Origin of the sequence: Luteococcus japonicus (assembly GCF_003752415.1) — a bacterium.
Classification (GTDB): Bacteria; Actinomycetota; Actinomycetes; order Propionibacteriales; family Propionibacteriaceae; genus Luteococcus; species Luteococcus japonicus.
Window position 1 is genome coordinate 1,899,488 of the sequence record NZ_RKHG01000001.1, and the last position, 21,770, is coordinate 1,921,257.

General features: G+C 66.3%; 18 protein-coding genes. 5 read left to right on the top strand and 13 right to left on the bottom strand.

Going from position 1 to position 21,770, the window contains the following annotated elements; all coding sequences use genetic code 11:
• Positions 1-47 precede the first annotated feature (47 nt).
• Positions 48-932 (top strand): zinc metalloprotease HtpX, encoded by an 885-nt coding sequence (gene htpX, locus EDD41_RS09200; protein ID WP_123575680.1) that lies wholly within the window; start codon positions 48-50, stop codon positions 930-932.
• A 7-nt stretch (positions 933-939) separates the two neighbouring features.
• Here htpX and EDD41_RS09205 read toward each other — a convergent pair whose 3' ends face one another.
• Positions 940-2,430, bottom strand: coding sequence for a carboxyl transferase domain-containing protein (locus EDD41_RS09205; protein WP_123575681.1), 1,491 nt, complete (start codon positions 2,428-2,430; stop codon positions 940-942).
• 150 nt (positions 2,431-2,580) lie between these two features.
• Between EDD41_RS09205 and EDD41_RS09210 the strand changes: the two genes are divergently transcribed.
• Complete coding sequence (locus EDD41_RS09210) at positions 2,581-3,771, top strand: acetate/propionate family kinase (protein WP_123575682.1); 1,191 nt, start codon at positions 2,581-2,583, stop codon at positions 3,769-3,771.
• 77 nt (positions 3,772-3,848) lie between these two features.
• Here the strand turns inward: EDD41_RS09210 and EDD41_RS09215 are convergent, their stop codons facing one another.
• From EDD41_RS09215 to EDD41_RS09230, 4 genes are all read right to left on the bottom strand, one after another.
• Complete coding sequence (locus tag EDD41_RS09215; protein WP_123575683.1) at positions 3,849-4,880, bottom strand: Gfo/Idh/MocA family protein; 1,032 nt, start codon at positions 4,878-4,880, stop codon at positions 3,849-3,851.
• Between the two features lies 1 nt (position 4,881).
• Positions 4,882-5,904 (bottom strand): Gfo/Idh/MocA family protein, encoded by a 1,023-nt coding sequence (locus EDD41_RS09220; RefSeq protein ID WP_123575684.1) that lies wholly within the window; start codon positions 5,902-5,904, stop codon positions 4,882-4,884.
• 133 nt (positions 5,905-6,037) lie between these two features.
• Positions 6,038-7,066 (bottom strand): sugar phosphate isomerase/epimerase family protein, encoded by a 1,029-nt coding sequence (locus tag EDD41_RS09225; protein WP_123575685.1) that lies wholly within the window; start codon positions 7,064-7,066, stop codon positions 6,038-6,040.
• 2 nt (positions 7,067-7,068) lie between these two features.
• Positions 7,069-8,283 carry a Gfo/Idh/MocA family protein gene (locus tag EDD41_RS09230; protein ID WP_123575686.1) on the bottom strand — a complete coding sequence of 405 codons (1,215 nt, stop codon included), beginning with the start codon at positions 8,281-8,283 and terminating at the stop codon, positions 7,069-7,071.
• A 194-nt stretch (positions 8,284-8,477) separates the two neighbouring features.
• On the opposite strand from EDD41_RS09230, the gene EDD41_RS09235 reads away from it, so the two are divergent.
• On the top strand, positions 8,478-9,527 hold the full coding sequence (locus tag EDD41_RS09235) for a LacI family DNA-binding transcriptional regulator (RefSeq protein WP_123575687.1): 1,050 nt from the start codon (positions 8,478-8,480) through the stop codon (positions 9,525-9,527).
• Positions 9,528-9,602: 75 nt separating this feature from the next.
• The gene (iolC, locus tag EDD41_RS09240; RefSeq protein WP_123575688.1) at positions 9,603-10,583 is read left to right on the top strand and encodes a 5-dehydro-2-deoxygluconokinase; all 981 of its coding nucleotides are present in this window, start codon (positions 9,603-9,605) and stop codon (positions 10,581-10,583) included.
• 77 nt (positions 10,584-10,660) lie between these two features.
• Here iolC and EDD41_RS09245 read toward each other — a convergent pair whose 3' ends face one another.
• Positions 10,661-11,512, bottom strand: coding sequence for a sugar phosphate isomerase/epimerase family protein (locus tag EDD41_RS09245; RefSeq protein ID WP_123575689.1), 852 nt, complete (start codon positions 11,510-11,512; stop codon positions 10,661-10,663).
• Positions 11,513-11,651: 139 nt separating this feature from the next.
• Positions 11,652-13,151 (bottom strand): CoA-acylating methylmalonate-semialdehyde dehydrogenase, encoded by a 1,500-nt coding sequence (locus EDD41_RS09250; RefSeq protein WP_123575690.1) that lies wholly within the window; start codon positions 13,149-13,151, stop codon positions 11,652-11,654.
• Positions 13,152-13,440: 289 nt separating this feature from the next.
• Between EDD41_RS09250 and EDD41_RS09255 the strand changes: the two genes are divergently transcribed.
• A complete protein-coding gene (locus tag EDD41_RS09255) occupies positions 13,441-13,680 on the top strand; it encodes a hypothetical protein (RefSeq protein ID WP_123575691.1) in 240 nt (79 codons plus the stop codon).
• Between the two features lie 250 nt (positions 13,681-13,930).
• Here EDD41_RS09255 and EDD41_RS09260 read toward each other — a convergent pair whose 3' ends face one another.
• From EDD41_RS09260 to iolD, 6 genes are all read right to left on the bottom strand, one after another.
• Entirely contained in the window at positions 13,931-15,361 is a 1,431-nt protein-coding gene (locus EDD41_RS09260) for a sugar porter family MFS transporter (RefSeq protein ID WP_123575692.1), read from the bottom strand.
• Between the two features lie 202 nt (positions 15,362-15,563).
• Positions 15,564-16,694, bottom strand: coding sequence for a zinc-binding dehydrogenase (locus EDD41_RS09265; RefSeq protein WP_123575693.1), 1,131 nt, complete (start codon positions 16,692-16,694; stop codon positions 15,564-15,566).
• Positions 16,695-16,818: 124 nt separating this feature from the next.
• The gene (locus EDD41_RS09270; protein ID WP_123575694.1) at positions 16,819-17,685 is read right to left on the bottom strand and encodes a sugar phosphate isomerase/epimerase family protein; all 867 of its coding nucleotides are present in this window, start codon (positions 17,683-17,685) and stop codon (positions 16,819-16,821) included.
• Between the two features lie 79 nt (positions 17,686-17,764).
• Positions 17,765-18,775: a Gfo/Idh/MocA family protein gene (locus EDD41_RS09275; protein WP_123575695.1), complete on the bottom strand. Its 1,011-nt coding sequence runs from the start codon at positions 18,773-18,775 to the stop codon at positions 17,765-17,767.
• A gap of 37 nt (positions 18,776-18,812) precedes the next feature.
• The gene (locus EDD41_RS09280) at positions 18,813-19,757 is read right to left on the bottom strand and encodes a TIM barrel protein (protein ID WP_123575696.1); all 945 of its coding nucleotides are present in this window, start codon (positions 19,755-19,757) and stop codon (positions 18,813-18,815) included.
• A 95-nt stretch (positions 19,758-19,852) separates the two neighbouring features.
• Positions 19,853-21,760, bottom strand: a complete 1,908-nt coding sequence (gene iolD / locus EDD41_RS09285) for a 3D-(3,5/4)-trihydroxycyclohexane-1,2-dione acylhydrolase (decyclizing) (protein WP_123575697.1) — start codon at positions 21,758-21,760, stop codon at positions 19,853-19,855.
• Positions 21,761-21,770: the final 10 nt, after the last annotated feature.

A 21,770-nucleotide genomic window follows, 5' to 3' on the forward strand; every position in this document is an offset into this window, starting at 1 on the left:
CTTCGTGCTGCCGGGAAGGATTTGGAGTCCCCATACGTTGTGAAGGCATGCACAACCACTTCAACGGAGTGAAGACCGCGGCGCTCTTCGGCGGCATCTTCGGCCTGCTGCTGCTCGTCGGCGGCGCCCTGGCGAGCTACACCCGCAACAGCAGCTTCATCATCATGTTCGCCCTGTTCGGGGTGCTCACCACGGCGTGGAGCTACTGGAACTCGGACAAGATCGCCATCCGTTCCATGGGCGCCCAGCCGGTCAGCCCGCAGGAGGCGCCCGGGCTGTACCGGATCGTCGAGGAGCTCTCGAGCAAGGCCAACCAGCCGATGCCGTCGCTCTACGTCAGCCCGACGATGAGCCCCAATGCCTTCGCCACGGGACGCAACCCCTCGCACGCGGCGGTCTGCGTCACGCAGGGCATCACCCAGCTGCTCGACGAGCGCGAGCTGCGCGCAGTGCTGGGCCACGAGCTGATGCACGTCTACAACCGGGACATCCTCACCAGTTCGGTGGCCGCTGCCATCGCCGGCGTGATCAGCTCGATCGGCCAGATGCTGAGCTTCGGCGCCATGTTCGGCGGTGGCCGCAGCGACGAGAACCGTGGCTCCGGCATCGGCGTGCTGGTGGCGGCCCTGGTGGCTCCGCTCGCCGCGTCGGTGATCCAGATGGCCATCAGCCGGACCCGTGAGTTCGACGCCGACGAGGACGGCTCGGAGCTGACCGGGGACCCGCTGGCCCTGGCCAATGCACTGGCCAAGATCGAGCACGGCGTCGCCGCCGCGCCGATGGCACCCACCAAGGACCTGGTGAACTCCAGCCACATGATGATCGCCAATCCCTTCGGCGGCCTGAACGTGCGCCAGATGTTCAGCACCCACCCGGCGACGGCGGACCGGATCATGCGGCTGGAGCAGCAGGCCCAGCGGATGGGCCAGTAACGCCCCCTCAGCGGCCCATGCTGCGGAAGCGTTCCCGGCGGCGGGCCAGGCGCTCGTCGTCGGGCATGTCCAACAGTTCGTGCAGGTGGTGAGCCACGGCCTCACCCACGGAATGGCAGAAGGTCTCGGCGCCCTCACCTGTCATGTCATCGGGTTCGGTGACCACCTCGTCGACGACGCCGTCGCGCGCGAGGTCGTGGGCGCCCAGTCGTTGGCGTCGCGACATCTCGGCCGCCATGTCCCCATTGCGGTGGACGATGGCGCTGGCACCTTCCGGCGCCAACGGAGCCAGCCAGCCCTTGCCGGCACAGAGCATGCGGTCGGCCGGCAGCATCGCCAGCGCCGCACCTCCGCCGCCCTGGCCGAGGATCAAGGAGACCGTGGGGACGCGAAGGTCCGCAAGCCAGCCCAGGGTGCGGGCGATCTCGCCGGCCAGCGCCATCTCCTCGGCCTGCTGGGTCAACGCGGCACCGGGGGTGTCGATGATGCTGACGACGGGGATCCGCAGTTCGTCGGCCAGCCGGAATCCGCGTCGGGCAAGGCGCAACCCCGCCGGGGACAACGGCTCACCATGGCTGGCCGAACGGTCGTGGCCCACCAGGACGCAGGGGATGTCGCGGAACTTCGCCAGCCCGACGCGCACCGCCGGATCCACCTGGCCGTCGCCGGTGCCACTGAACCAGACCATGTCCGTGCACTCGAAGTGCGCCAGGTCCACCAGCCCCGGCCGCTCGCTGGAGCGGGTGGCCTGCACTGACGCCCACGGGTCCGCCTCCACCACCAGGTGCGCCTGCTCGCGGCGCACCACCCGGGGCCCGACGCGTGGCGCTCCCGCCGCGGAGAGCAATGTGGCCCAGACGGCCCGCAGCTCGTCGACGGGGACGACGGCGTCGACGATGCCCCGCTGCTGCAGGTTCTCGGCGCGTTGGATGCCCTCGGGGATCATCTCGCCGGTGATCGCCTGCTGTGCGCGGGGCCCGAGGAATCCAATCAGCGCATTGGGCTCGGCCGTCGTGTACTGGCCCAGCGATCCCCACGAGGCCAGCACGCCGCCGGTGGTGGGGTGTCGCAGGTGCACCAGGTAGACCAGGCCGGCGTGACGGTGCGCCTGCACCGCCTGGCCGATCTTCACCATTTGCACGAAGGCTGCCGTGCCCTCCTGCATCCGGGTGCCACCGGAGCATGGGGCGGCAAGCAGCGGGATCCGCTCGGCGGACGCACGGTCCACGGCATTGAGGATCAGGTCGCTCGCCGCGTGACCGATGGAGCCGCCCAGGAAGCGGAATTCCCCCACCACGAGGGCCACGCGCCGCCCGTCGAGGGTTGCCTCGCCGGTGAGCACCGACTCGTCAAGACCGGTCTTGTCACGGGCAGCGGCGAGTTCCGCGGCATAGGCCGGATCCTCTGGTTCTCGGGCAGGAAGGTGCCAGGCGATGAAGCTCCCGGGATCGACGACCCGCTCGACGAAGTCATGGGCACCAATGCGCTCGGATCCCATGCTGATGCCTCCTGTCCGCGAGGCCTCGTCGCCTCAGGGCCCACGGTAGTGAGCGGGTTGCGATGGCGGTATGCGGCGGACCGCTGGCCGGACTGCAAACCCGGCGAACCCTGGGGAAATTCCTCGAGGAGCTCCCGATACGCTGAACACATGCCGAAGCCCATCCTGCTGCTGAACTGTGGTTCGTCCAGCATCAAGTACCAGATGATCGACGCAGACACCGAGGGCGTGATGGCCGTCGGCCTCGTCCAGAAGGTGGGAGATCCCACGCCAGGCACCATCGACCACGAGGTTGATGGCGAGGAGTTCCACGACTCCACCTACTTCCCCAGCCACACCGAGGCGATTGCCGCCGTGGTGAAGATGTTCAACACGCACGGCCCGGACATCACCGAGGCCGTCGCCGTCGGACACCGCACCGTGCATGGTGGCACCGAGTTCAACTCGACGACGATCATCGACCAGGCCGTCATCAACAAGCTGGTCGAACTGTCCGGCCTGGCCCCGCTGCACAACCCGCCCGGCATCGCCGGCATCCGTGCCGCCCGTGAGATCCTGCCCCACGTCCCGCACGTCGCCGTCTTCGACACCGCCTTCTTCGCCGAGCTGCCGGCAGCCGCCTACACCTACGCCATCGACACCGAACTGGCGAAGAAGTACCAGATCCGCCGCTACGGCTTCCACGGCACCTCGCACCAGTACGTCAGCGGACAGGCGGCCCAGTTCCTCGGCAAGGACATCTCCGAGCTGAAGCAGATCGTCTGCCACCTGGGCAATGGCGCCTCGCTGTCGGCCATCGATGGTGGACACCCGATCGAGACGACGATGGGCCTCACCCCGCTGCAGGGCCTGGTGATGGGTACTCGCTGTGGCGACGTCGACCCCGGCCTGCACGCCTATCTGGGGCGCGAGATGGGCCTGGACGTGGCCGAGGTGGACACCATCCTGAACAAGCGTTCCGGCATGTTGGGCCTGTGCGGCAAGACGGACATGCGTGACGTCGAGGCGCAGATGCTGGCCGGGGACGAGGCGACCCAGTTGGCCGCCGAGGTCTACATCCACCGGCTCGTGGGCTACATCGGCAACTACATCGCCCACCTGGGTGGCATCGACTGCATCACCTTCACCGCCGGCATCGGCGAGAACGCGGCCTGGGTGCGCAAGATGGTCGTCGAGAAGCTCGGCTACTTCGGTGCCGTGCTCGACGAGGAGGTCAACGCGACCCGCTCCAAGCAGCCGCGACGGATCTCCACCCCGGACTCGCAGGTGGAGGTGCTGGTCATCCCCACCAATGAGGAGCTCGCGATGGTCCGCGAGACCATCAGGACGATCGGCGCCTGAGGGATCGCACACCTCGACAACAGCAACTGGCCGTCTCCCGGACCGATTCCGGGAGACGGTCGGTTGTCTTGCCGGGCTCACTCCATGAGGAAGCGGTCACCGATTCGGTCCCGGACGTCGTCCATCACGTCCAGGTAGGAGATGGTGTCTCCCAGCGGGCGAAGCGGTGTTTCGGTTCGCCCTTCGCTGATACAGCGCGCCACCTCCAGCGCCTCGTGGAACAGGCCCGCGTGCTCGATGGCCTTCTCCTCATAGCGCAGGGCCCTGCCTGTGGCCCGGTCCAGCAGCGTGAACGAACCGGGCTGGTAGAACTTGCGGTCGAATTGCAGCATGGCCTTGGTACCGGAGATCATCCCGACATTGGGCAGTTCACCCAGCAGGCTGGTCTGCAGCGACGCCTGGGCGAGCGTCGGGTAGTGCAGGCTCATGGTCACAGTGCCCATGACGCCGCTGTCGGCCCGGGTGCCGACGGCCTGCACCTCGTCGGGTTGGCCCAGCAGCCAGGTGGCGAACATGACCGGATAGGTGCCCAGGTCCAGCATCGCGCCACCAGCGAGCTCCGGGTCCAGGATGCGGTGCCCGTCGTCGAACCACTCCCCTTGGTCGGCCTGGATGGCGATGATCTCCCCCAGCACGCCGGCCTGCACCAGCTGGCGCACCACGTCGAACTTCGGAAGGAAGAGCGTCCACAGCGCCTCGGCGCAGAAGACGCCGGCCTCGCGCGCGGCGGCGGCAACCTCACGTGCCTGCTGCGCATTGATGCCCATCGGCTTCTCGATCAGCACATGCTTGCCCGCAGCGATCACCCGCAGCGCATCGTCGCGATGGTTGGGGTGCGGCGTGGCGATGTAGACGACGTCCACGGTGGGGTCGGCGAGCATCTGCTCCACGTCGCCATGGGCCCGTTCAGCACCCACAGCGGTGGCGAAGGCGTCCGCCCTGGACTGGCTGCGGGAGACCACCGCGGAGATTCGTTGGGTGGTGGAGTCGCGCAAGGCAGCGCAGAACTTGTCGGCGATCCACCCTGTTCCCATGATGCCCCAGCCCAGCGAAGGAACCTCGTCGGGCATCGGTCGACGAGAGACGGGCAAGTGCTCGGGGAAGGTCATCTCACTCACCCGGCTTGGTCAGGTCGGCGCCCGCGATCTCGGCGAGCTTCACCGGACGCCCTTCGCTCACCGACAGGTCACAGGCGGCGGCCATGCGTAGCGCCTGGACACCGTCGTAGGCGGTGCAGGGAGAGGGTTGTTCGCCACGAGCCACGGCCAGGAAGGCGTCGAGCTCCACGTGGTAGGCCGGCAGGAAGCGGTCCATGAAGCTGATCACCCGCGGGCCGGTGGGCCAGCTGATGCCCTCCTCGGCGGAGATCAGGGCGAGGCTCTCGTCCAGGCCGACACCGATGTCTCCCCTGGAACCGTGCACCTCCATGCGCACGTCGTGACCGTAGGAGTTCTCACGGCTGCCGGAGAAGGTGACCAGGGTGCCGTCGGTCATGGTGAAGATGCCCATGCCGGTATCGATGTCACCGGCCTGCTTGATGTAGTCGGTGCCCTTGTTGCCGCCGACTGCGTAGGCGACGTCGACCTCGACGCCGGTGACGTAGCGGATGATGTCGAAGTCGTGGATGTTGCAGTCACGAAACAGGCCGCCCGAGACGCGAATGTAGGCCTCCGGCGGCGGCGCGGTGTCCAGCGAGCAGGCTCGCACCGTGTGGATGAATCCGAGCTCACCGGACTCGACGGCCTCACGTGCCCGGCGATAGCCGACGTCGAAGCGCCGCTGGAAGCCGATCTGGATCGGCACGTCGGTCTGCTGCTCCAGCAGAGCCAGCTCGATGGCCTCCTCCAGGCTCGCGGCAACGGGCTTCTCACAGAAGGTGGGCAGTCCTGCCGCAAGGCCTGCTCGGATCAGCTCCCCGTGGGTGTTGGTCGGGCTGGTGATGACGAGGGCGTCGATGCGCCCGAGCATGGTCTCGACGTCCGGGGACGAAGCCACACCCACCTCTTCCGCGGCCCGTTGGGCCACGTCGGGGAAGGCATCGGAGAGGATGACCTCATCGACCCCGGGAAGTTCCTTGAAAGTCTTGGCGTGGTACGCGCCGATGCGCCCCGCCCCTGCAATCCCAATACGCATGAATTGACCTTACATTCGGACATCTCCTCGCACTAGGGATTGACCGGGACACCACGAAAGGAGGACGGCCGCCCCGACCTGACGACCGGGGCGACCGCCGCCACCCTTTGCGAGGAAGTACTGCTTGTGAGGACTACTTCGCGGCGCGCGCGGCGAGACGCTCGTCCAGGATCCTGTTGGCCTCGTGCAGGGTGTTCGAGGCGAACTCCAGACCCTCGATGCGGCCCATGGACGTGTCCTCGTGCTCGATGTTGACCCACATCTCGGGATCCACGTCGTACAGGGCCTCCAGGAAGTCGGCCCAGTACTCGACGTCGTGACCGACGCCCACCGCGACGAAGTCCCAGGCGGACTCGCCATACTTCGGCCATTCGTTGGCCCACTCGTCGCCACCCAGGTTGGTGCGCGGCTCGTCGGGCGACAGGCGACGGAAGTGGTTGTCCAGCACGGAGCGGTAGGCCGCATTGGGGTTGACCCGGGCATCCTTGGCCGCCGAGTGGAAGACCAGGTCGCCGAGGTAGCGCACGGCCTTGACCGGGTCCATGTGCTGCCAGAACAGGTGCGAGGCATCCAGCTCGACGCCAACATGGGTGGCACCGGTCAGCTCGACGAGCTTCTGGATGTCCAGGGGGGTGAAGACCAGGTTCTGCGGGTGCAGTTCCAGCGCCACCTTGACGCCGTGGTCGGCGGCCAGCCGGTCCATCTCGCGCCAGAAGGGCACGGCGATGTCCCACTGGTAGTCCCAGACATCGAGCGCGGCCGAATTCCACGCATTGACGATCCAGTTGGGGTGCACGGTGTTGGGCTCACCGCCGGGCAGGCCACTCATGGTGACCACACGGTCCTGGCCCAGACGTTCGGCCAACTTGATGGAGCGACGTACGTCCTCGGCGTGCTTCTCGCCGATCGCCGGGTTCGGGTGCAGCGGATTGCCGTTGCAGTTCAGGCCGGCAATCTGGACTCCGGTGCCCTCGAACTGGCCCAGGAAGTCATCACGGGCGGTGTCGCTGGTCAGGATCTCGTCGATGTTCTGGATGTGGGTGGGAGGCAGGAAGCCGCCGGAGTTCATCTCGATGCCGGTCAGGCCGGCCTCGGCGACGGCCTTGAGGGCCTCTGGCAGCGGACGGTCGTGCAGGATCGCGTTGTAGACACCAAGCTTCATGATCAGATCTCCCCGTCGTTGATGGAATCGTCATTGATGGAAACAGCGGCGCCGCCCTGCTGGGCCGATTCGGCCACGGCGTTGAGGACGACCATGTTGCGCAGGCCCTCGTCGAAGGAGGCATTGCGCGGCAGCGACTTCTCCTCGGGAATGCCGGCCACCTCTTCGAGGAAGGCGCGGGCCTGGAAGTAGAAGCCGTCGTTCTGGCCCACGCCGACGCCGGGGGCATCCATTGGCAGGCCATTGGAGAAGTAGGGGTGGTCGGGACCCACGGAGATGCCGCGGTACCCGTTGCGACCATAGGGACCCTCGTTCAGGAAGAGCTCGAAGTGGCCCGGGTTCAACATGTCGAAGCGTGCCGCGCCCTTCTCGCAGAAGACCTCGAACTTGAGGCCATTGGGGTGACCGGCTGCCACGCGCGAGACTTCGAAGGTGGCGACGCCACCGTCGGCGAGCTGTGCACCGAAGCCGGCGTAGTCGTCATTGGTGACTTCTTCGAACTCGTCACTGACGGCGGCCGGGCCGTGCCCCTGGACATCAGCCAACGGCAGCGGGCGCTTGCTGATGGCGGTGAGGAAGCGGCCACCACTGACCTCCGTGATCTGCCCACCCATGAACTCGCCGATGTAGCTGAGGTGGCTGGCCACGTCACCGAGGGCGCCGGTGCCGGGCGCGCCGCGGTAGCGCCAGGCCATCGGGGACATCGCGTCGAAGGAGTAGTCGCACCAGTAGCGGCCGCTGAAGTTGATGACTTTGCCCAGCGTCCCGTCCTGGATCAGTTCACGAATGGCCGCGATGGCAGGCTGGCGGCGGTAGGTGAAGCCGACGCGTGCCACGGTGGACGCCTCGCGGGCGGCCTTGGCCATGGCTCGGGCATTCTCGATGGAGTCGCTGAGCGGCTTCTCGCACAGCACGTGCTTGCCGGCGGCCAGCAGCCCCTCGACCATTTCACGGTGCAGGGCATTGGCCACGACGACGCTGACCACGTCGATGTCGTCAGCCTCGGCGATCCTGTGCCAGTCGGTCTCGAAGCGTTCGTAGCCGAAGCGCTTGGCGGCGGTCTCGGCGAAGCCGGCATTCGCGTCGCAGATGGCGACGAAGCGGATCTCCGGCAACACGGACTCATACAGGGTTGGGGCCACTCGATAGGCCTCCGCGTGCGATCGTCCGGCCATGCCGGCGCCGATCACGGCCACCCCCAGGGACTGCTTGGTCACGACATCCTCCTTGATGTGTCCTACTGGTCTGATTCCTGCTGGTTCTGGATCTTGTGCTCCATTTTTGGAGCGCTCCAAGTACCTCCAACGGTAGGCCCGCGCACTGCGCTCGTCAAGGGCTTGTCCTGACAATTCCGAGCGAAGGCCCAGCACGGCAACCAGCTACCCTTCTGACAACGACAGATGGGGGAACAGTGGCAACCAGCGGCACATCGCGCCCGACGATCTACGACGTCGCACAGGAGGCAGGGGTCTCCAAGTCGCTCGTCTCACTGGTGCTCAACGACTCCCCCTTGGTCAGCGACCCCAAGCGCGCGGCGGTGCAGCGAGCCATCGAGAAGCTGGGCTACCGGCGAAGCCGCAATGCCGCCAGCCTCGCACGTCACCGCTCACACACCGTGGGGCTTGTGGTGGACGACTTCGAGAACCCCTGGTTCGCCCCCCTGCTGCACGGCCTACGCGAGACACTGGCACCACACGGTCTCCACGTGGCCATCCGCGACCAGCAACCAGTACAAGGGCGGCCGGTCAATGCCATCGAGGACTTCCTGGAGAGCGAGGTCGACGCGCTGGTGGTCGCCGCCGAGCCGGGCCGCGACTTCGACGATCCGGGCGTGCCCACCGTCGTGGAGAGCACTCGCCTCAACACCATCGCGGGAGCAGACCTGGTCAGCAGCGACCAGCTGGCCGGTGCACGACTTGCCGTCGACCACCTGGCAGGCCTGGGACATCGCGAGATCGGCCACGTCAGCGGGCGCGGAGGCGCCGCGGCGACCAGATGCCGCGGCTACCAGCAGGGCATGGAGGCCCATGGCCTGACCCCACGCATCGTCGGCACTCGTGAGGACACCACCGAAGAGGGAGGTTATCGGGGGAGCCTGGAACTACTCCACGAGAATCCCCAGATCACGGCCATCTTCACGGCGAACGACACCATGGCGATGGGCGCATGGGCCGCCCTTCGTGAACACGGCCACCACGCTCCACCAGGGGTTGCCCTGGTGGGCTATGACAATTCGCCAGCCGCCCGCAGCCACCTGCTGGACCTGACGACGGTGGACCCTCGCAACCACGACGTGGGGGTCCTGGCCGCCGAGACGCTGCTGCGACGGATGGCCGACCCGAACCGTCCGCCGGAGCAGCTGCAGGTGATCCCCGAGCTGGCCATCCGCTCCTCATCCGGAGCCGCACGGTCAGCACCGGGAGGACACACCAGGGACGACTTCATTTGTCCTGACAAATAGGCGGTTAGATATGGCTTTTGTCCTGACAAGAGCCTAGAGTTGTGGTGTCGAGCAGCGAGGCTCAGGAGGAGTCCAATGTCCCCGTCCACCACCGCACCAGTCATCACCATGGGTCGAATCGGCGTCGACCTCTATCCACTGCAGATCGGCGTCGGCCTCGAGGAGGTCGCCTCCTTCGGCAAGTTCCTGGGCGGCAGCGCCACCAATGTGGCCGTCGCCGCTGCCCGGCTGGGCCACCAGGACGTGGCCACCGTGACGGCCGTCGGCAATGACCCCTTCGGCCGGTGGCTCCGCACGGAGATGAAGCGGCTGGGCGTCAAGGACGACTTCGTCGAGACCACCGAGGATCTACTGACCCCCATCACCTTCTGCGAGATCTTCCCGCCGGATGACTTCCCGCTCTACTTCTACCGGCGCCCCACCGCCCCGGACCTGCAGCTGCGGCCCTATGACATCCCGCTGCGCTCCATCGTCGAGGCGAAGCTGTTCTGGTTCACCGGCACAGGCCTGTCCCAGGAGCCCAGCTACTGGGCGCACATGACGTCCTTGGAGCACCGCGGCCGCACCCAGCACACGGTCTTCGACCTGGACTGGCGTGACATGTTCTGGCGCGAGCGCCACATTGCCTCCGAGCGCTATGCCGAGGCGCTGAAGTACTCCACGGTCGCGGTGGGCAACAAGGCCGAGTGCGAGGTTGCCGTCGGTGAGACCGAACCCGAGCGCGCCGCCGATGCCCTGCTGGAGCGTGGTGTGGAGATCGCCATCGTGAAGCAGGGGCCCAAGGGAACCCTGGCCAAGACTCGTGACGAACGCATCGAGCTTCCGCCCACGAAGGCGCATACCGTCAACGGCCTGGGCGCCGGCGACGCCTTCGGTGGTTCCGTCGTCGACGGGCTGCTGCGGGGACTGCCGTTGGAGGAGATGGTCCGGCGTGCGAGCGCGGCGGGTGCCATCGTCGCCTCTCGGTTGGAGTGCTCCACTGCCATGCCCACCGCGGAGGAGATCGATGCCGTGGTGGCCGCAGGCGACACCGCGGTGCTGGGTGAGCGCCCCTGAGCGTCTCTGGAGACAAAGACAGTGGTCCCCGGCGCACAAGCGCCGGGGACCACTGCTGTCCGAACAGGTGCTGCGCGTCAGCCCAGGGCCTCCAGCGAAGCCTTCGCATTCTCCACGGGGCCACCGTCGGCCGGGGGCTCCTCGTCGATCATGATGTCCTGCTCCAGGACGTAGTAGCCGTCGAAGCCAGCCTGGTCGAGGGTCTTCACGATGGTGGCGAAGTCGATGTCGCCCTGGCCGATGGGGGTGAACATGCCGGCCTTGATGCCTTCGCTCCAGGTGATCTCACCGGGCAGCAGCTTGTCGGTCATCTCCTTGCGGATGTCCTTGGCATGCACGATGTCCACCCGGTCTGCGTACTTCTTGACCAGCTCGACGACATCGCAACCACCACAGGCGATGTGGCCCGTGTCCAGGCACAGGCCGACGGTGGAGTTGTCCAGGACCCGTTCGATCTCGTCCGCGTTCTGCACCATGGTTCCCCAGTGCGGGTGGAGGCAGGCGGTGACCCCACGGGCGGCGCAGACCTCGCGGATCCTCGAGAGGTTGGAGAAGAGTGTCTCCCAGCCCTTCTCGTCCAGCACGGGGCGGTCGTCGTAGCCGTCGCGGCCGGAGTCAGCGGCCAGGATCAGGAAGTCGCCGCCGGCGGCCTCGAAGGCGTCGAGCTCCTTGTCGACCATCGGGATCGGGTCGAAGTCCGGGTCATGCATCACGGCCAGGAAGAAGGCGCCGACTGGCTTGAGCCCGAACTTGCCTACCACCGCAGCGCGCTCGACGGCATCGGTGGGGAGCCAGCCCTGGGGGCCGAACTCGGTGGCCGTCAGACCGATCTGCTTCATCTCGGTCAGGACCCGCTCGGGATCCATCTGGTATCCCCAGCCAGGGACCTCACACACGCCCCAGCTGATCGGGGCTCCGGCAATCTTCATGACAACTCCTGTGGTCTTCGTCGTGGAACGCCGCAACCTCGGTGTCGCGGCGGGTTGATCAGGTTGGCCGCGACGGTCACATGGCTGCCCATGTGACCGTCGCGGCCGGTGGTTCATCGTCGTGGACCGGGATCCCCGGTCACTCCTCGCGCTTGAAGGACATCGAGGCCGCGTAGTGACCCGACTCAGAGGGCCAGCGGCTGGTGATGGCCTTCATCCGGGTGTTGAAGAGCACACCCTCGGGGCCGTGGATGTGCAGGTCGCCCAGAAGCGAGTCCTTCCAACCGCCGAAGGAGTAGAAGGCAACCGGGGTGGGGATCGGCACGTTGACGCCCACCATGCCCGCCTGGACGTCAAGGGTGAAGCGACGGGCCACACCGCCGTCATTGGTGAAGATCGCCGATCCGTTGCCGAAGGGAGAGGAGTTCACGATCTCGATCGCGTCCTCATAGGTGTCGGCGTGGACGATGGCCAGGGCGGGACCGAAGACCTCTTCGTGGTAGAAGGGCGCCTCGACCGGGACATTGTCGAGGATGGTGGGGCCAAGCCAGAAGCCGTCCTCGTAGCCGTCGACGGTGCAGCCACGGCCGTCGAGCACGACGGTGGCGCCGCGCTTCTCGGCGTCGTCGATCAGGCCGACGATGCGCTGCTGCGCACTCTTCGAGATGACCGGCCCCATCTGGACGCCCTCGTCGAGGCCCATGCCGACCTTGATCTTCTCGGCGTGGGCCTTGACCAGCTCAGCAAGCTTCGGCCCACAGCCACCCACGGCGACGACGACGGGCAGTGCCATGCAGCGCTCGCCAGCCGCGCCGAAGGCGGCGGCCGAGATGTGCTGGGCCGCGAAGTCCAGGTCAGAGTCGGGCATCACGATGGCGTGATTGTTGGCCCCACCGAGAGCCTGGACGCGCTTGCCGGTGGCGGTGGCGCGCTCCTGCACGATGCGGGCAACGGGGGTGGAGCCGACGAAGCTGATCCCGTCGATGCCGGGGTGCTCCAAGATGCCGGAGACCAGCTCACGGTCACCGCCCAGCACATTGAAGACGCCGTCGGGAAGGCCTGCTTCCTTGTACAGCTTGGCGATCAGCAGCGAAGCCGTGGGCGTGGGGCTGGCCGACTTCAGGATGAAGGCATTGCCGGTGGCGATGGCAATCGGGTGCATCCACATGGGGACCATCACCGGGAAGTTGAAGGGGCAGATGCCGGCCACGACGCCGATCGGCTGGCGGATGGAGTGGATGTCCACCCCGGAGGAGATGTCGAAGGAGTGCTCCCCCTTGAGGGCGGCGTTGATGCCGCAGGCGAAGTCCAGGGTCTCGCGACCGCGCTGGATCTCACCGACGGCGTCGTTGTAGTCCTTGCCGTGCTCGGCGACGACGCTCTTGGCGATCTCGTCGGAGTGGGCCAGGACCAGCTCGCGCATCTTGAACATGATGGCGACGCGCTTGGCGAGGGAGTACTTGGCCCACTTCTTCTGGGCGGCGGTGGCCACCTCGACGGCGTGGTCCAGGTCTGCCTGGCTGGCGGCCAGCAGTTCGGCCTCCACCGTGCCGGTGGCGGGGTTCTCGACGGGGATGCGGCGAGTGGGGGAGCCTTCGTACTCCGCGCCAGCAATCCAGTGGGCGATGGTCTTGGTCATGTGACCGCTTCCTTCCATGTACTGGCTCGGCATTCGCCTGGGCCTGCTCGCTGCGGTGCGAGTCCGGAATCGACGCGCAACCTCCGTGTTGTGCGTTTGTCCTGACAATAACATGTCGTGATTTGCGCCACAACGGGGGTGCCTGAGGTCATCCAATCTCCAAGTTGCGCGCCGTCATCACACAGCCTAGACTTGAGTTTGTCAGGACAAAGTTCTGGCGAACACCACGATGGCCGTGCGGTTGGGGCCATCGGCTCCTTCTGCGGCCATGCCTACCGAAGGAGAAACAATGACCACCATGCTCACCGCCCCCACCACCTCCGCTGCCATTGAGGATCTTCAGGACTCCACGGTTCGCGTCGAGGTCCTGCAGCCACTGCTGGTCTGCGCCGCTCTGGCCATCCTGTGCGGCGCCATGGTCATCGCCTCCGTGCTGACCGGCTCCGCGATCGTCCTGGTGGCCGCCGCGCTGCCGCTGATCGGCGCGAGCTTCCTGGCCGTCTTCGCCTCCTTCCGTCAGTGCTTCTGAGCCGGAGACACTGACCCGGACCAGGCCAGCCGGACGAACATCCCCGTCGCGTCCCGCGAACTGCGGGAGACCGACAGCACGAAGCAGCATCATCCGGGCGGGCACTTCCCCACTGCGAGCCTCCGACCCCAGGGCAACGGAACCGCACAACCAGCCCCCCAACCCCAGAGCAGAGTCACAGTCTCGGCTGGACAAGAAGAGGCCGGCATCCATGCACGTGGATGCCGGCCTCTCGCATTCGAGCCGAGAATCAGATCTTGCCGCCGCTGGCGAAGTGCTCCTCGAGCTCTTCCAGAGAACGACCACTCGTGTTCGGGAGGAACTTGTACAGCACGCCGATCACGACAAGGCCAAGCACGAAGAAGATGCCGAACATGCCCTGGAGGCCGGCCTTTGCCGTGACCACCGGGAAGGAGAAGGTGATGATCGCGTTGACCACCCACATGAACAGAATCGAGACGCCCATGCCAAAGCCGCGGACCCGGAGCGGGAACATCTCGGACAGGGCGACCCAGACCGGAGCATTGAGGCAGCACTGCATGAAGAAGACGAAGCTCACGCACAGCAACAGCACCAAGTAGGCACGGGCAGTGCTGGCTGGCATCAACGTGGCGACAGCCGTGATCAGACCGTGGATCAGGGTGGTCATGCAGAAGCCGAAGATGATCAGCTTGCGACGAGCCACCTTGTCGATCACGACGAACAGGCACAGCGCGGTGCCGACGACCGACAGCACGCCATTGGCAACATTCGCAATGATGGCAGCCTGCGACGAGAAGCCCGCTTCATGCAGAAGCTGGGTGCCGTAGTACATGATCGAGTTGATACCGGTGATCTGCTGAGCCGCAGCCAGGAAGCAGCCGATGATGACCAGGCGTCGGATCCACGGGATGCCCATGTCAGACCAGCCACCGGAGTTGGCCAGCTTCTCCTCCTCGGCCAGCCGCTCCACCTCGGCCATCTCCGCGCGGGCGCGATCCTCATTGCGCACCTGCATCAGGACGGCCAGGGCCTCGTCGTGACGCCCGTGCTTGAGCAGCCAGCGAGGAGATTCGGGCATCTTCATCATTCCGAAGAAGAGCGCCACCGCAGGAATCATGCAGATGACGAGCATGTAGCGCCAGACCGAACCGTGATGACCCCACACGCTGGCGATGATCGCGTTGATGGCGAAGGCGAGCATCTGGCCAATCACGATGGCCAACTCATTTCGACCACTCAATGCACCGCGACGCTCGGTGGGCGCAAGCTCGGCGAGGTAGACCGGAACAGTGGCGGACGCGGCACCGACAGCCAGACCGAGGACCACGCGAGAGACCAGCAGCACACCCAACCCGGGCGCAACCACACAGCCAAGGGCTCCGAAGAAGAAGAGCACGGCGATGGTGCTCATCGTCTTCTTGCGGCCGAGCTTCTCGTTCAGGATGCCCGAAACCAGGGCACCCACTGCCGCACCAAGCAGCAATGTGGAGGTGACCAGCCCCTCGCTGGTGGCCGTGAGGCCCAGGTCCTTCTTCATCGGCTCCAGCGCGCCATTGATCACGCCGGTGTCGTAGCCAAACAGCAGGCCGCCGAAGGTCGCCACGATGGCGATCGTGTCCAGGCGGCGCTGGTGAGGACCGGCCTGAAGGGGTGGTAGTTCAATCTTCGCGGCGGTTGCCGCTGGAGTTCCGTGGGACATCCTTGTCTCCTTGTTCAGGGCCCAGTGAACTCAGTCATCAGGCCACCAAAGCTAATTCTCTCCCACCCATTAACCCTCAGTTCATACAAAACGTCAATAGTTTGTCCGAACATTCCGTCATTTCATTTTGGATCTCTCGACCGCTGACGTGTCGTCGGGTGAGCCGGAACCTGTCCGACCCACCCGATGACTGGCCCCCCCATCACAAGGACATGTCCACCACGGCGCGGCCCACGATCCCGCCCTGACGCAGCAGGTCGTAGCCCTCCCCCGCCTGCTCCAACGAGAAGCGGCGGGTCACCAGGTCCTTGTAGTTGATCTCCCCCCGCGCGGCCATGTCGACCACAGCCGGAAGGTCCACCCGGGTACGCGCACCATAGGAGCCCAGGATGGACTGGCTGCGCCGCACGGTGCGGTTGATCTCCACCTCGGCCGTCTGCACACCGGCACCGAGACCGATCGGGACCATCCGGCCGCCGTCGCTGAGCACGTCGAGGGCCGTCTTCCAGGTGGGGCCGATTCCGAGCGCCTCGAAGGCGACGTCGACACCCCTGCCACCGGTCAGCTCGAGCACCTTCTCGCGGGCATCGCTGGTGGCGGAGTTCACCGTGGCCGTGGCACCGAAGCCCGTCACGGGCGCCAGCTTCTCGTCGCTCACGTCGATGGCAATCACCTGCTTCGCCCCCATCGCCGCGGCAATCTGGCAGATGTTGCTGCCCACCCCGCCGACGGCCACGACGGCCACCGTCTCGCCGTACTGCAGACCGGAGCGGCGCACGGCACCATAGGCGGTCATGGCGGCACATCCCAGGATCGCCGACGGGACGGTGTCGATCTCGTCGGGAACCGGCGCGACGGAGGTGGCGGGGATCACGGCGTACTCGGCCAGCCCACCCATCGAGTACATGTAGACCGGGTCGCCGTCGGGCGTGGCCAGCCGGGTGGTGCCGTCGTAGAGCACGCCCTTCAGCCGGTTCAGGTCGAAGAAGGGGCCGCAGAGCTCGTCGTGGCCAGTGGCGCAGGCCGGGCACCGGCCGCAGGGCATCAGGAAGGCACCAGCAACACGCTGCCCGACGGCCAGGCCAGTGTGCTCCGTACCTTGACCGAGTTCGACGATGGTGCCGGCCACCTCGTGACCCAGCACGGCGGGCATCGGGAAGGCGATGGCCCCGCCGATCACGTGCAGGTCCGAGTGGCACATGCCACAGGCGTCGACCTTGATCAGGACCTCATCGGCATTGGGACGGGGCGTGCGCAGGGTCTCGACGCGCAGACCCTTTCCGGGTTCGCGCAGCACGGCGGCGCGCATGGTTTCGGGAATCTGGACGGACATGGCAGGTCTCCAACCTTTGATGGGCGCCCCGGCGGCCCCGGGCGCGCTCGAATGAACTGCGGGCCCCGATGGGAATGGTCATCCCCCGGGGGCCCGCAGTCAGGAGCCGGGGGAACCGAACTTCTCAGGCAACGAGCTCCTTGGTGATGCGCTCGAGCATGCGGCGGTTCACGTCATCGGCCTTCTCGTGCCAGCCGAAGACACAGACCGAGATGACGCCGTCGAAGTTGATCTCACGCAGCGTGGCGAAGACCTCGTCCCAGGGCACTTCGCCCAGGCCGATCTCGTTGTGCTGGTGGATCCGGGCGTCCACTCCCGGCGGATTGATGATGTAGCGGTTGCCGTCATTGGCCCGGTGGTTGAAGGCGTCGGCCATGTGCACCTCGCGCAGCTTGGGCGCGCTGTCACGAATCATGCGCGCCACATCGCCCTTGCCGTCGGACAGGTGGAAGGCGTGCGGACAGCAGAACTCGTAGCCGATCCACTCCTTGTTCACGCCCCGGACCAGGCGGTACGCATCGTCATGGAGCTCGACGAAGTCATAGGGGTGGGCCTCCATGTTGAGGCGAATGCCGTACTTCTCGAAGTCCGGGACCAGCTCCTCCATGGAGCGGTACCACTGCGCCTCGCACTCACGCGGAGTGTTGGGATTCCCGGAGAACTCACTGGTGATCTCCCGCACATCGAGCTGGTCGGCCAGCTCCAGCAGCCGTCGCCAGTTGCGCACCTGCGCCTGGCGCTCCGTCTCATCGGTGGAGGACCAGTTGAAGACGGGGTTCAGCGTGCGGACCTTCACCCCGGTCTCCTGCTGGGCCTTGTTCAGCTCGGCGACGAAGTCGTCGTCGGCCTTGGGGTAGTGGTGCCAGAAGTGGAAGTCCGCCTGGGGCGAGAGTTCCACGTACTGGAAGCCCAGGTCGGCCGCCTTGCGCAGGGTCTCGGGCACCGACATGGTCATGTAGTACATGTTCGGGTCAAGGGCGATGTCGACCATGACACTTCCTTTCTGGAACGGGCTTGGGGTTGGAGGGGTGACGGCCGGGGAAGGGAGCCGGCCGTCACCCAGCACTGGGTCAGGCGTAGAAGTCCGGCTTCTGGACCATCCGGACCTTCACCGGCTTGCCCTCGGGATCCTCGAGGGAGGCGACGGCGGCGTCCACCACGCAGGCGGCTGCGTAACCGTCCCACGAGTCTGCGCCCGTGTGCTCGTCCTTGCCCACCGCCCGGATCCACTCCTGGACCTCCTGGTTGAAGGCGGCGTGGAAGCGGTCGATGTGCGAGCTGCAGATCCTGTTGCGGTCGCCGTGCCCGTCGCGGACGTGGATCTTCTCCTGGTCACCCAGACGAGCGGTGCCGGCCTCCATCACCAGCTCACACTCGATGGAGTAGCCGAACTGGATGTTGACGTTCACCTCGTCGTCGATCAGGACGCCGGACTCGGTCTTCATCACCACGACGATCGGGTCGTTGAGGTGTTCGAAGCGCTTGGAGGTGAAGCGGGGACGATCCACGCGCGCCTCGACGATCTCCTCGCCCAGCAGCCAGCGCATGGTGTCGATCTCGTGGATGGCGGTGTCGTCGATGGCCATGCGCGAGACATAGCCCTCGGGAACGCTGGGGTTGCGGTGCCGGTTGTGCACCAGCGTGGCGTAGCCCAGGTCCCCGGCCTCCAGGAGCTCCTTCATCTCGCGGTAGCCCTGGTCGAAGCGACGCATGAAGCCGACGGTGACCAGCTTCTTGCCGGCCTTCTGCTCTGCGGCCATGATGCGCTCGCAGCTCTCAGCCGTGGTCGAGAGCGGCTTCTCGCACAGGATGTACTTGCCGGCCTCGATGGCGGGGATCAGGGATTCCTCGTGCACCTTGCCGAAGGTGGCCACCAGGATGGCGTCCACGTCCGGGTCTGCGATGAGCTCCTTGCCATCGGCATAGGCCTTCGCACCCAGCGGTTCGGCCACGGCCTTGGCCGCTTCCAGGTTGATGTCGGCGATGGCGACGACCTCGGCGCCGGCAAGTTCATTGGTGATGCGCTCGACGTGCGCGCGGCCCATGCCGCCAGCGCCGATGAGACCAATTCGGACAGTCATGTCAGTTCAGCTTTCTGTGGTTCGTCGTCGAGGAGGCTCAGGCCAGCCCGAGGCCCAGCGAGGCCAGGTACTTGCGCATGTTGATGGCATTGCCCTTGGGGAAGTCGGGGGCGCAGGGGTACATGTCCTGCTCGCAGATCACGTACAGCTCCTTGTCAAGGTCAGCCAGGGCCTCGATCAGGGTGTCCATCGGGGGCAGGCCGGCGGGCGGGCAGACCGAGGCGCCCTTGGCGACGGCCTCACCGAAGGGCCAGTCCTTCTCATGGGCCTCCTTGACCAGTGCCTCGTCGAAGGCCTTGATGTGCACATAGCCGATCCGCTCGGGGTACTTCTGGCACAGCTCGACGGGATCGCCACCGCCGTAGACGATGTGGCCGGTGTCCAGACAGAAGGAGACGTACTCCGGGTCGGTCGCCTGGAAGATCCGGTCGATCTCCTCGGGGGTCTCGATGTGCGAGTCACCGTGGGGGTGCAGCACCATGGTCAGGCCGTAGTCCTGCTTCATGATGCGGCCGAGCTTGTTGGCATTGTCGACGTAGAGCTGCCATGCCTCGGGCGACAGGACACGGTCGTCGGTGAATTCCCAGGTCTTGTCGTCGCGGTACAGCGGGGGCAGGTGCACGATGTACTCGGCACCGACAGCGGCGTGGGTCTCGGCGATGTCACGGAAGGTCTTCTCGGTTTCAGCCCAGGCCTCCTCCTTGTGCAGGATGCCCCAACCGGTGCCGGCGACGACGCGCATGCCGCGCTCGTCCACCCAACGCTGCAGTTCCTTGGGATCCTTCGGGAAGTAGCCCCAGGGGCCGGTCTCGAGGACCTCGAAACCCGCCTCGGCCATCTCGGTCATGGCGACATCGGGGTTGATCTGCTTGGGGTCACTGGGGAACCAGACTCCCCACTGGTCCGGGCACACGCCGATCGTGAGCTTGGAGTAGCGCGGGTTGGTGGTGTTGACGGACTTGCCCTTGTTCTCGAACTGCATTGTTCTGTCCTCACTTGTCGTTGCCACGACGGCGTGGCTGTGGGTACTGCCAAACGGTGGGGGAAGGGGCCCAGGTGGTGTCCCTCCCTGGTCTGTCACAGGTAGTGACGCTGCGGCTTGCGGTCCTCGACGTAGTCCGCGTACGCCTTCTGAGTGCTCTCCAGTCGGGAGACGCCGGAGACCGGCACGTCCCACCAGCTGGATCCGGGCGGGTTGGGGCCCGTCAGGTCCGTCTCGATGTGGATCATCGTGGGACGGTCCGACTCGTGGGCCTTCTGGTAGGCCTCGCGGAACTCCTGGATGCCGTTGACCTTGAGCACATCCAGCCCCCACGAGGCGGCATTGGCGGCAATGTCCACGCCGGCGATCAGCTCGTCGTCGGCCAGATGGCTGCCTTCGCCGCGCTGGCGGTACTTGGTGCCGAAGCGCTGCGAGCCACGGGACTCCGACAGGGCGCCGATGCTGGCGAATCCGTAGTTCTGCAACAGGACGTAGATGACCTTGATCTTCTCCTGGACCACCGTGGCCAGCTCCATGGGGAGCATCTGGTAGGTCCCGTCGCCCACGATGGCGACTACCTCCGATTCCGGGCGGGCCAGCTTCACACCCAGGGCGGCGGGAACCTCGTAGCCCATGCAGCTGAAGGCGTACTCCACGTGGTACTGGACCGGGGTCTTCGCCTGCCACAGGGCCTGCAGGTCACCGGGCATCGAGCCGGCAGCGTTGATCACGACGTCCTCGTCGCCCATCAACTCGTTGAGGGCACCGAAGACCTCCGTCTGGGCGGGGAGTGGGCCGTGGTCACGGTGGTAGCAGAGCTGGACCTGCTCCTCCCAGGCCTTCTTCTCGGCCGCGACCTTCTCGGTGTAGGCAGGATCGACGTGGTAGCCGTCGAGCAGTTCCGTCAGCGCAACCAGCGCCTCACGCGCGTCGGCGACCATCATCTCGGCCGACTGCTTGGCGGCATCGAAGCTGGCGACGTTGATGTTGACGAACTTCACGTCGGGGTTCTTGAACTGGGTCTTCGACGCGGTGGTGAAGTCCGAGTAGCGGGTGCCGATGCCGATCACCAGGTCAGCCTCGTCTGCGATGTGGTTGCCGGAGTCGCCTCCCGTGGAACCCACGCCGCCGATCGAGCACTCGTGGTCGAAGTTGATGGCGCCCTTGCCGGCCTGGGTGTCGGCCACCGGGATTCCGGTCTTCGTGGCGAAGGTGCGCAGCTGCTCACTGGCCTCGGAGTAGATGACGCCGCCACCGGCGATCACCATCGGCCGCTTCGACGCCTTGATCATCTCCGCCGCACGGGCCAGTGCGGCCGGCTCGGCCGGGGGACGGCGCACGTGCCACACCCGCTTGTCGAACAGCTCCACGGGCCAGGTCCATCGCTCCGCCTGGACGTCCTGCGGCATGGCGATGGTGACCGCACCGGTCTCGGCCGGATCGGTGAGCACCCGCATGGCATTGAGCAGCGACGGGATGAGCTGCTCGGGCCGGTTGATCCGGTCGAAGAAGCGCGAGACGGGCACGAAGCAGTCGTTGACGGAGATGTTGAGGTTCGTGGGGTCCTCCAGCTGCTGCAGCACCGGATCGGGCATCCGTGTGGCGAACTGGTCCGACGGGAAGAGAAGCACCGGCACCCGGTTGGTGGTGGCCAAGGCGGCTCCGGTGACCATGTTGAGCGAGCCGGGTCCGATGGACGCGGTGCACATCCAGGTCTGCATCCGGTTGGTGGCCTTGGCGAAGGCGGCTGCCGCGTGCACCTGTCCCTGCTCGTTGCGGGGCATGATGTACGGCATCGCGTTCTCGCCATCGGCGGGGTCGATCTCGTTCTGCAGCAGGGCCTGGCCGATGCCGGCGACATTGCCGTGGCCGAAGATGCCGAAGGCGCCGGGGATGAGGCGCTGCTCGACGCCGTCGCGCTCGGAGTACTGGTTGGACAGGAAGCGGATGGTGGCCTGGGCGACGGTCAGGTCGACGGTGCCGCGGTAAGCGTCATTGCTCACGATGTTCTCC

Excerpts from the sequence above, each read along its gene's own strand:
- htpX (WP_123575680.1), top strand. The coding sequence starts at position 48 with ATGCACAACCACTTCAACGGAGTGAAGACCGCGGCGCTCTTCGGCGGC.
- EDD41_RS09205 (WP_123575681.1), bottom strand. The coding sequence starts at position 2,430 with ATGGGATCCGAGCGCATTGGTGCCCATGACTTCGTCGAGCGGGTCGTC.
- EDD41_RS09210 (WP_123575682.1), top strand. The coding sequence starts at position 2,581 with ATGCCGAAGCCCATCCTGCTGCTGAACTGTGGTTCGTCCAGCATCAAG.
- EDD41_RS09215 (WP_123575683.1), bottom strand. The coding sequence starts at position 4,880 with ATGACCTTCCCCGAGCACTTGCCCGTCTCTCGTCGACCGATGCCCGAC.
- EDD41_RS09220 (WP_123575684.1), bottom strand. The coding sequence starts at position 5,904 with ATGCGTATTGGGATTGCAGGGGCGGGGCGCATCGGCGCGTACCACGCC.
- EDD41_RS09225 (WP_123575685.1), bottom strand. The coding sequence starts at position 7,066 with ATGAAGCTTGGTGTCTACAACGCGATCCTGCACGACCGTCCGCTGCCA.
- iolC (WP_123575688.1), top strand. The coding sequence starts at position 9,603 with ATGTCCCCGTCCACCACCGCACCAGTCATCACCATGGGTCGAATCGGC.
- EDD41_RS09245 (WP_123575689.1), bottom strand. The coding sequence starts at position 11,512 with ATGAAGATTGCCGGAGCCCCGATCAGCTGGGGCGTGTGTGAGGTCCCT.
- EDD41_RS09250 (WP_123575690.1), bottom strand. The coding sequence starts at position 13,151 with ATGACCAAGACCATCGCCCACTGGATTGCTGGCGCGGAGTACGAAGGC.
- EDD41_RS09255 (WP_123575691.1), top strand. The coding sequence starts at position 13,441 with ATGACCACCATGCTCACCGCCCCCACCACCTCCGCTGCCATTGAGGAT.
- EDD41_RS09260 (WP_123575692.1), bottom strand. The coding sequence starts at position 15,361 with ATGTCCCACGGAACTCCAGCGGCAACCGCCGCGAAGATTGAACTACCA.
- EDD41_RS09265 (WP_123575693.1), bottom strand. The coding sequence starts at position 16,694 with ATGTCCGTCCAGATTCCCGAAACCATGCGCGCCGCCGTGCTGCGCGAA.
- EDD41_RS09270 (WP_123575694.1), bottom strand. The coding sequence starts at position 17,685 with ATGGTCGACATCGCCCTTGACCCGAACATGTACTACATGACCATGTCG.
- EDD41_RS09275 (WP_123575695.1), bottom strand. The coding sequence starts at position 18,775 with ATGACTGTCCGAATTGGTCTCATCGGCGCTGGCGGCATGGGCCGCGCG.
- EDD41_RS09280 (WP_123575696.1), bottom strand. The coding sequence starts at position 19,757 with ATGCAGTTCGAGAACAAGGGCAAGTCCGTCAACACCACCAACCCGCGC.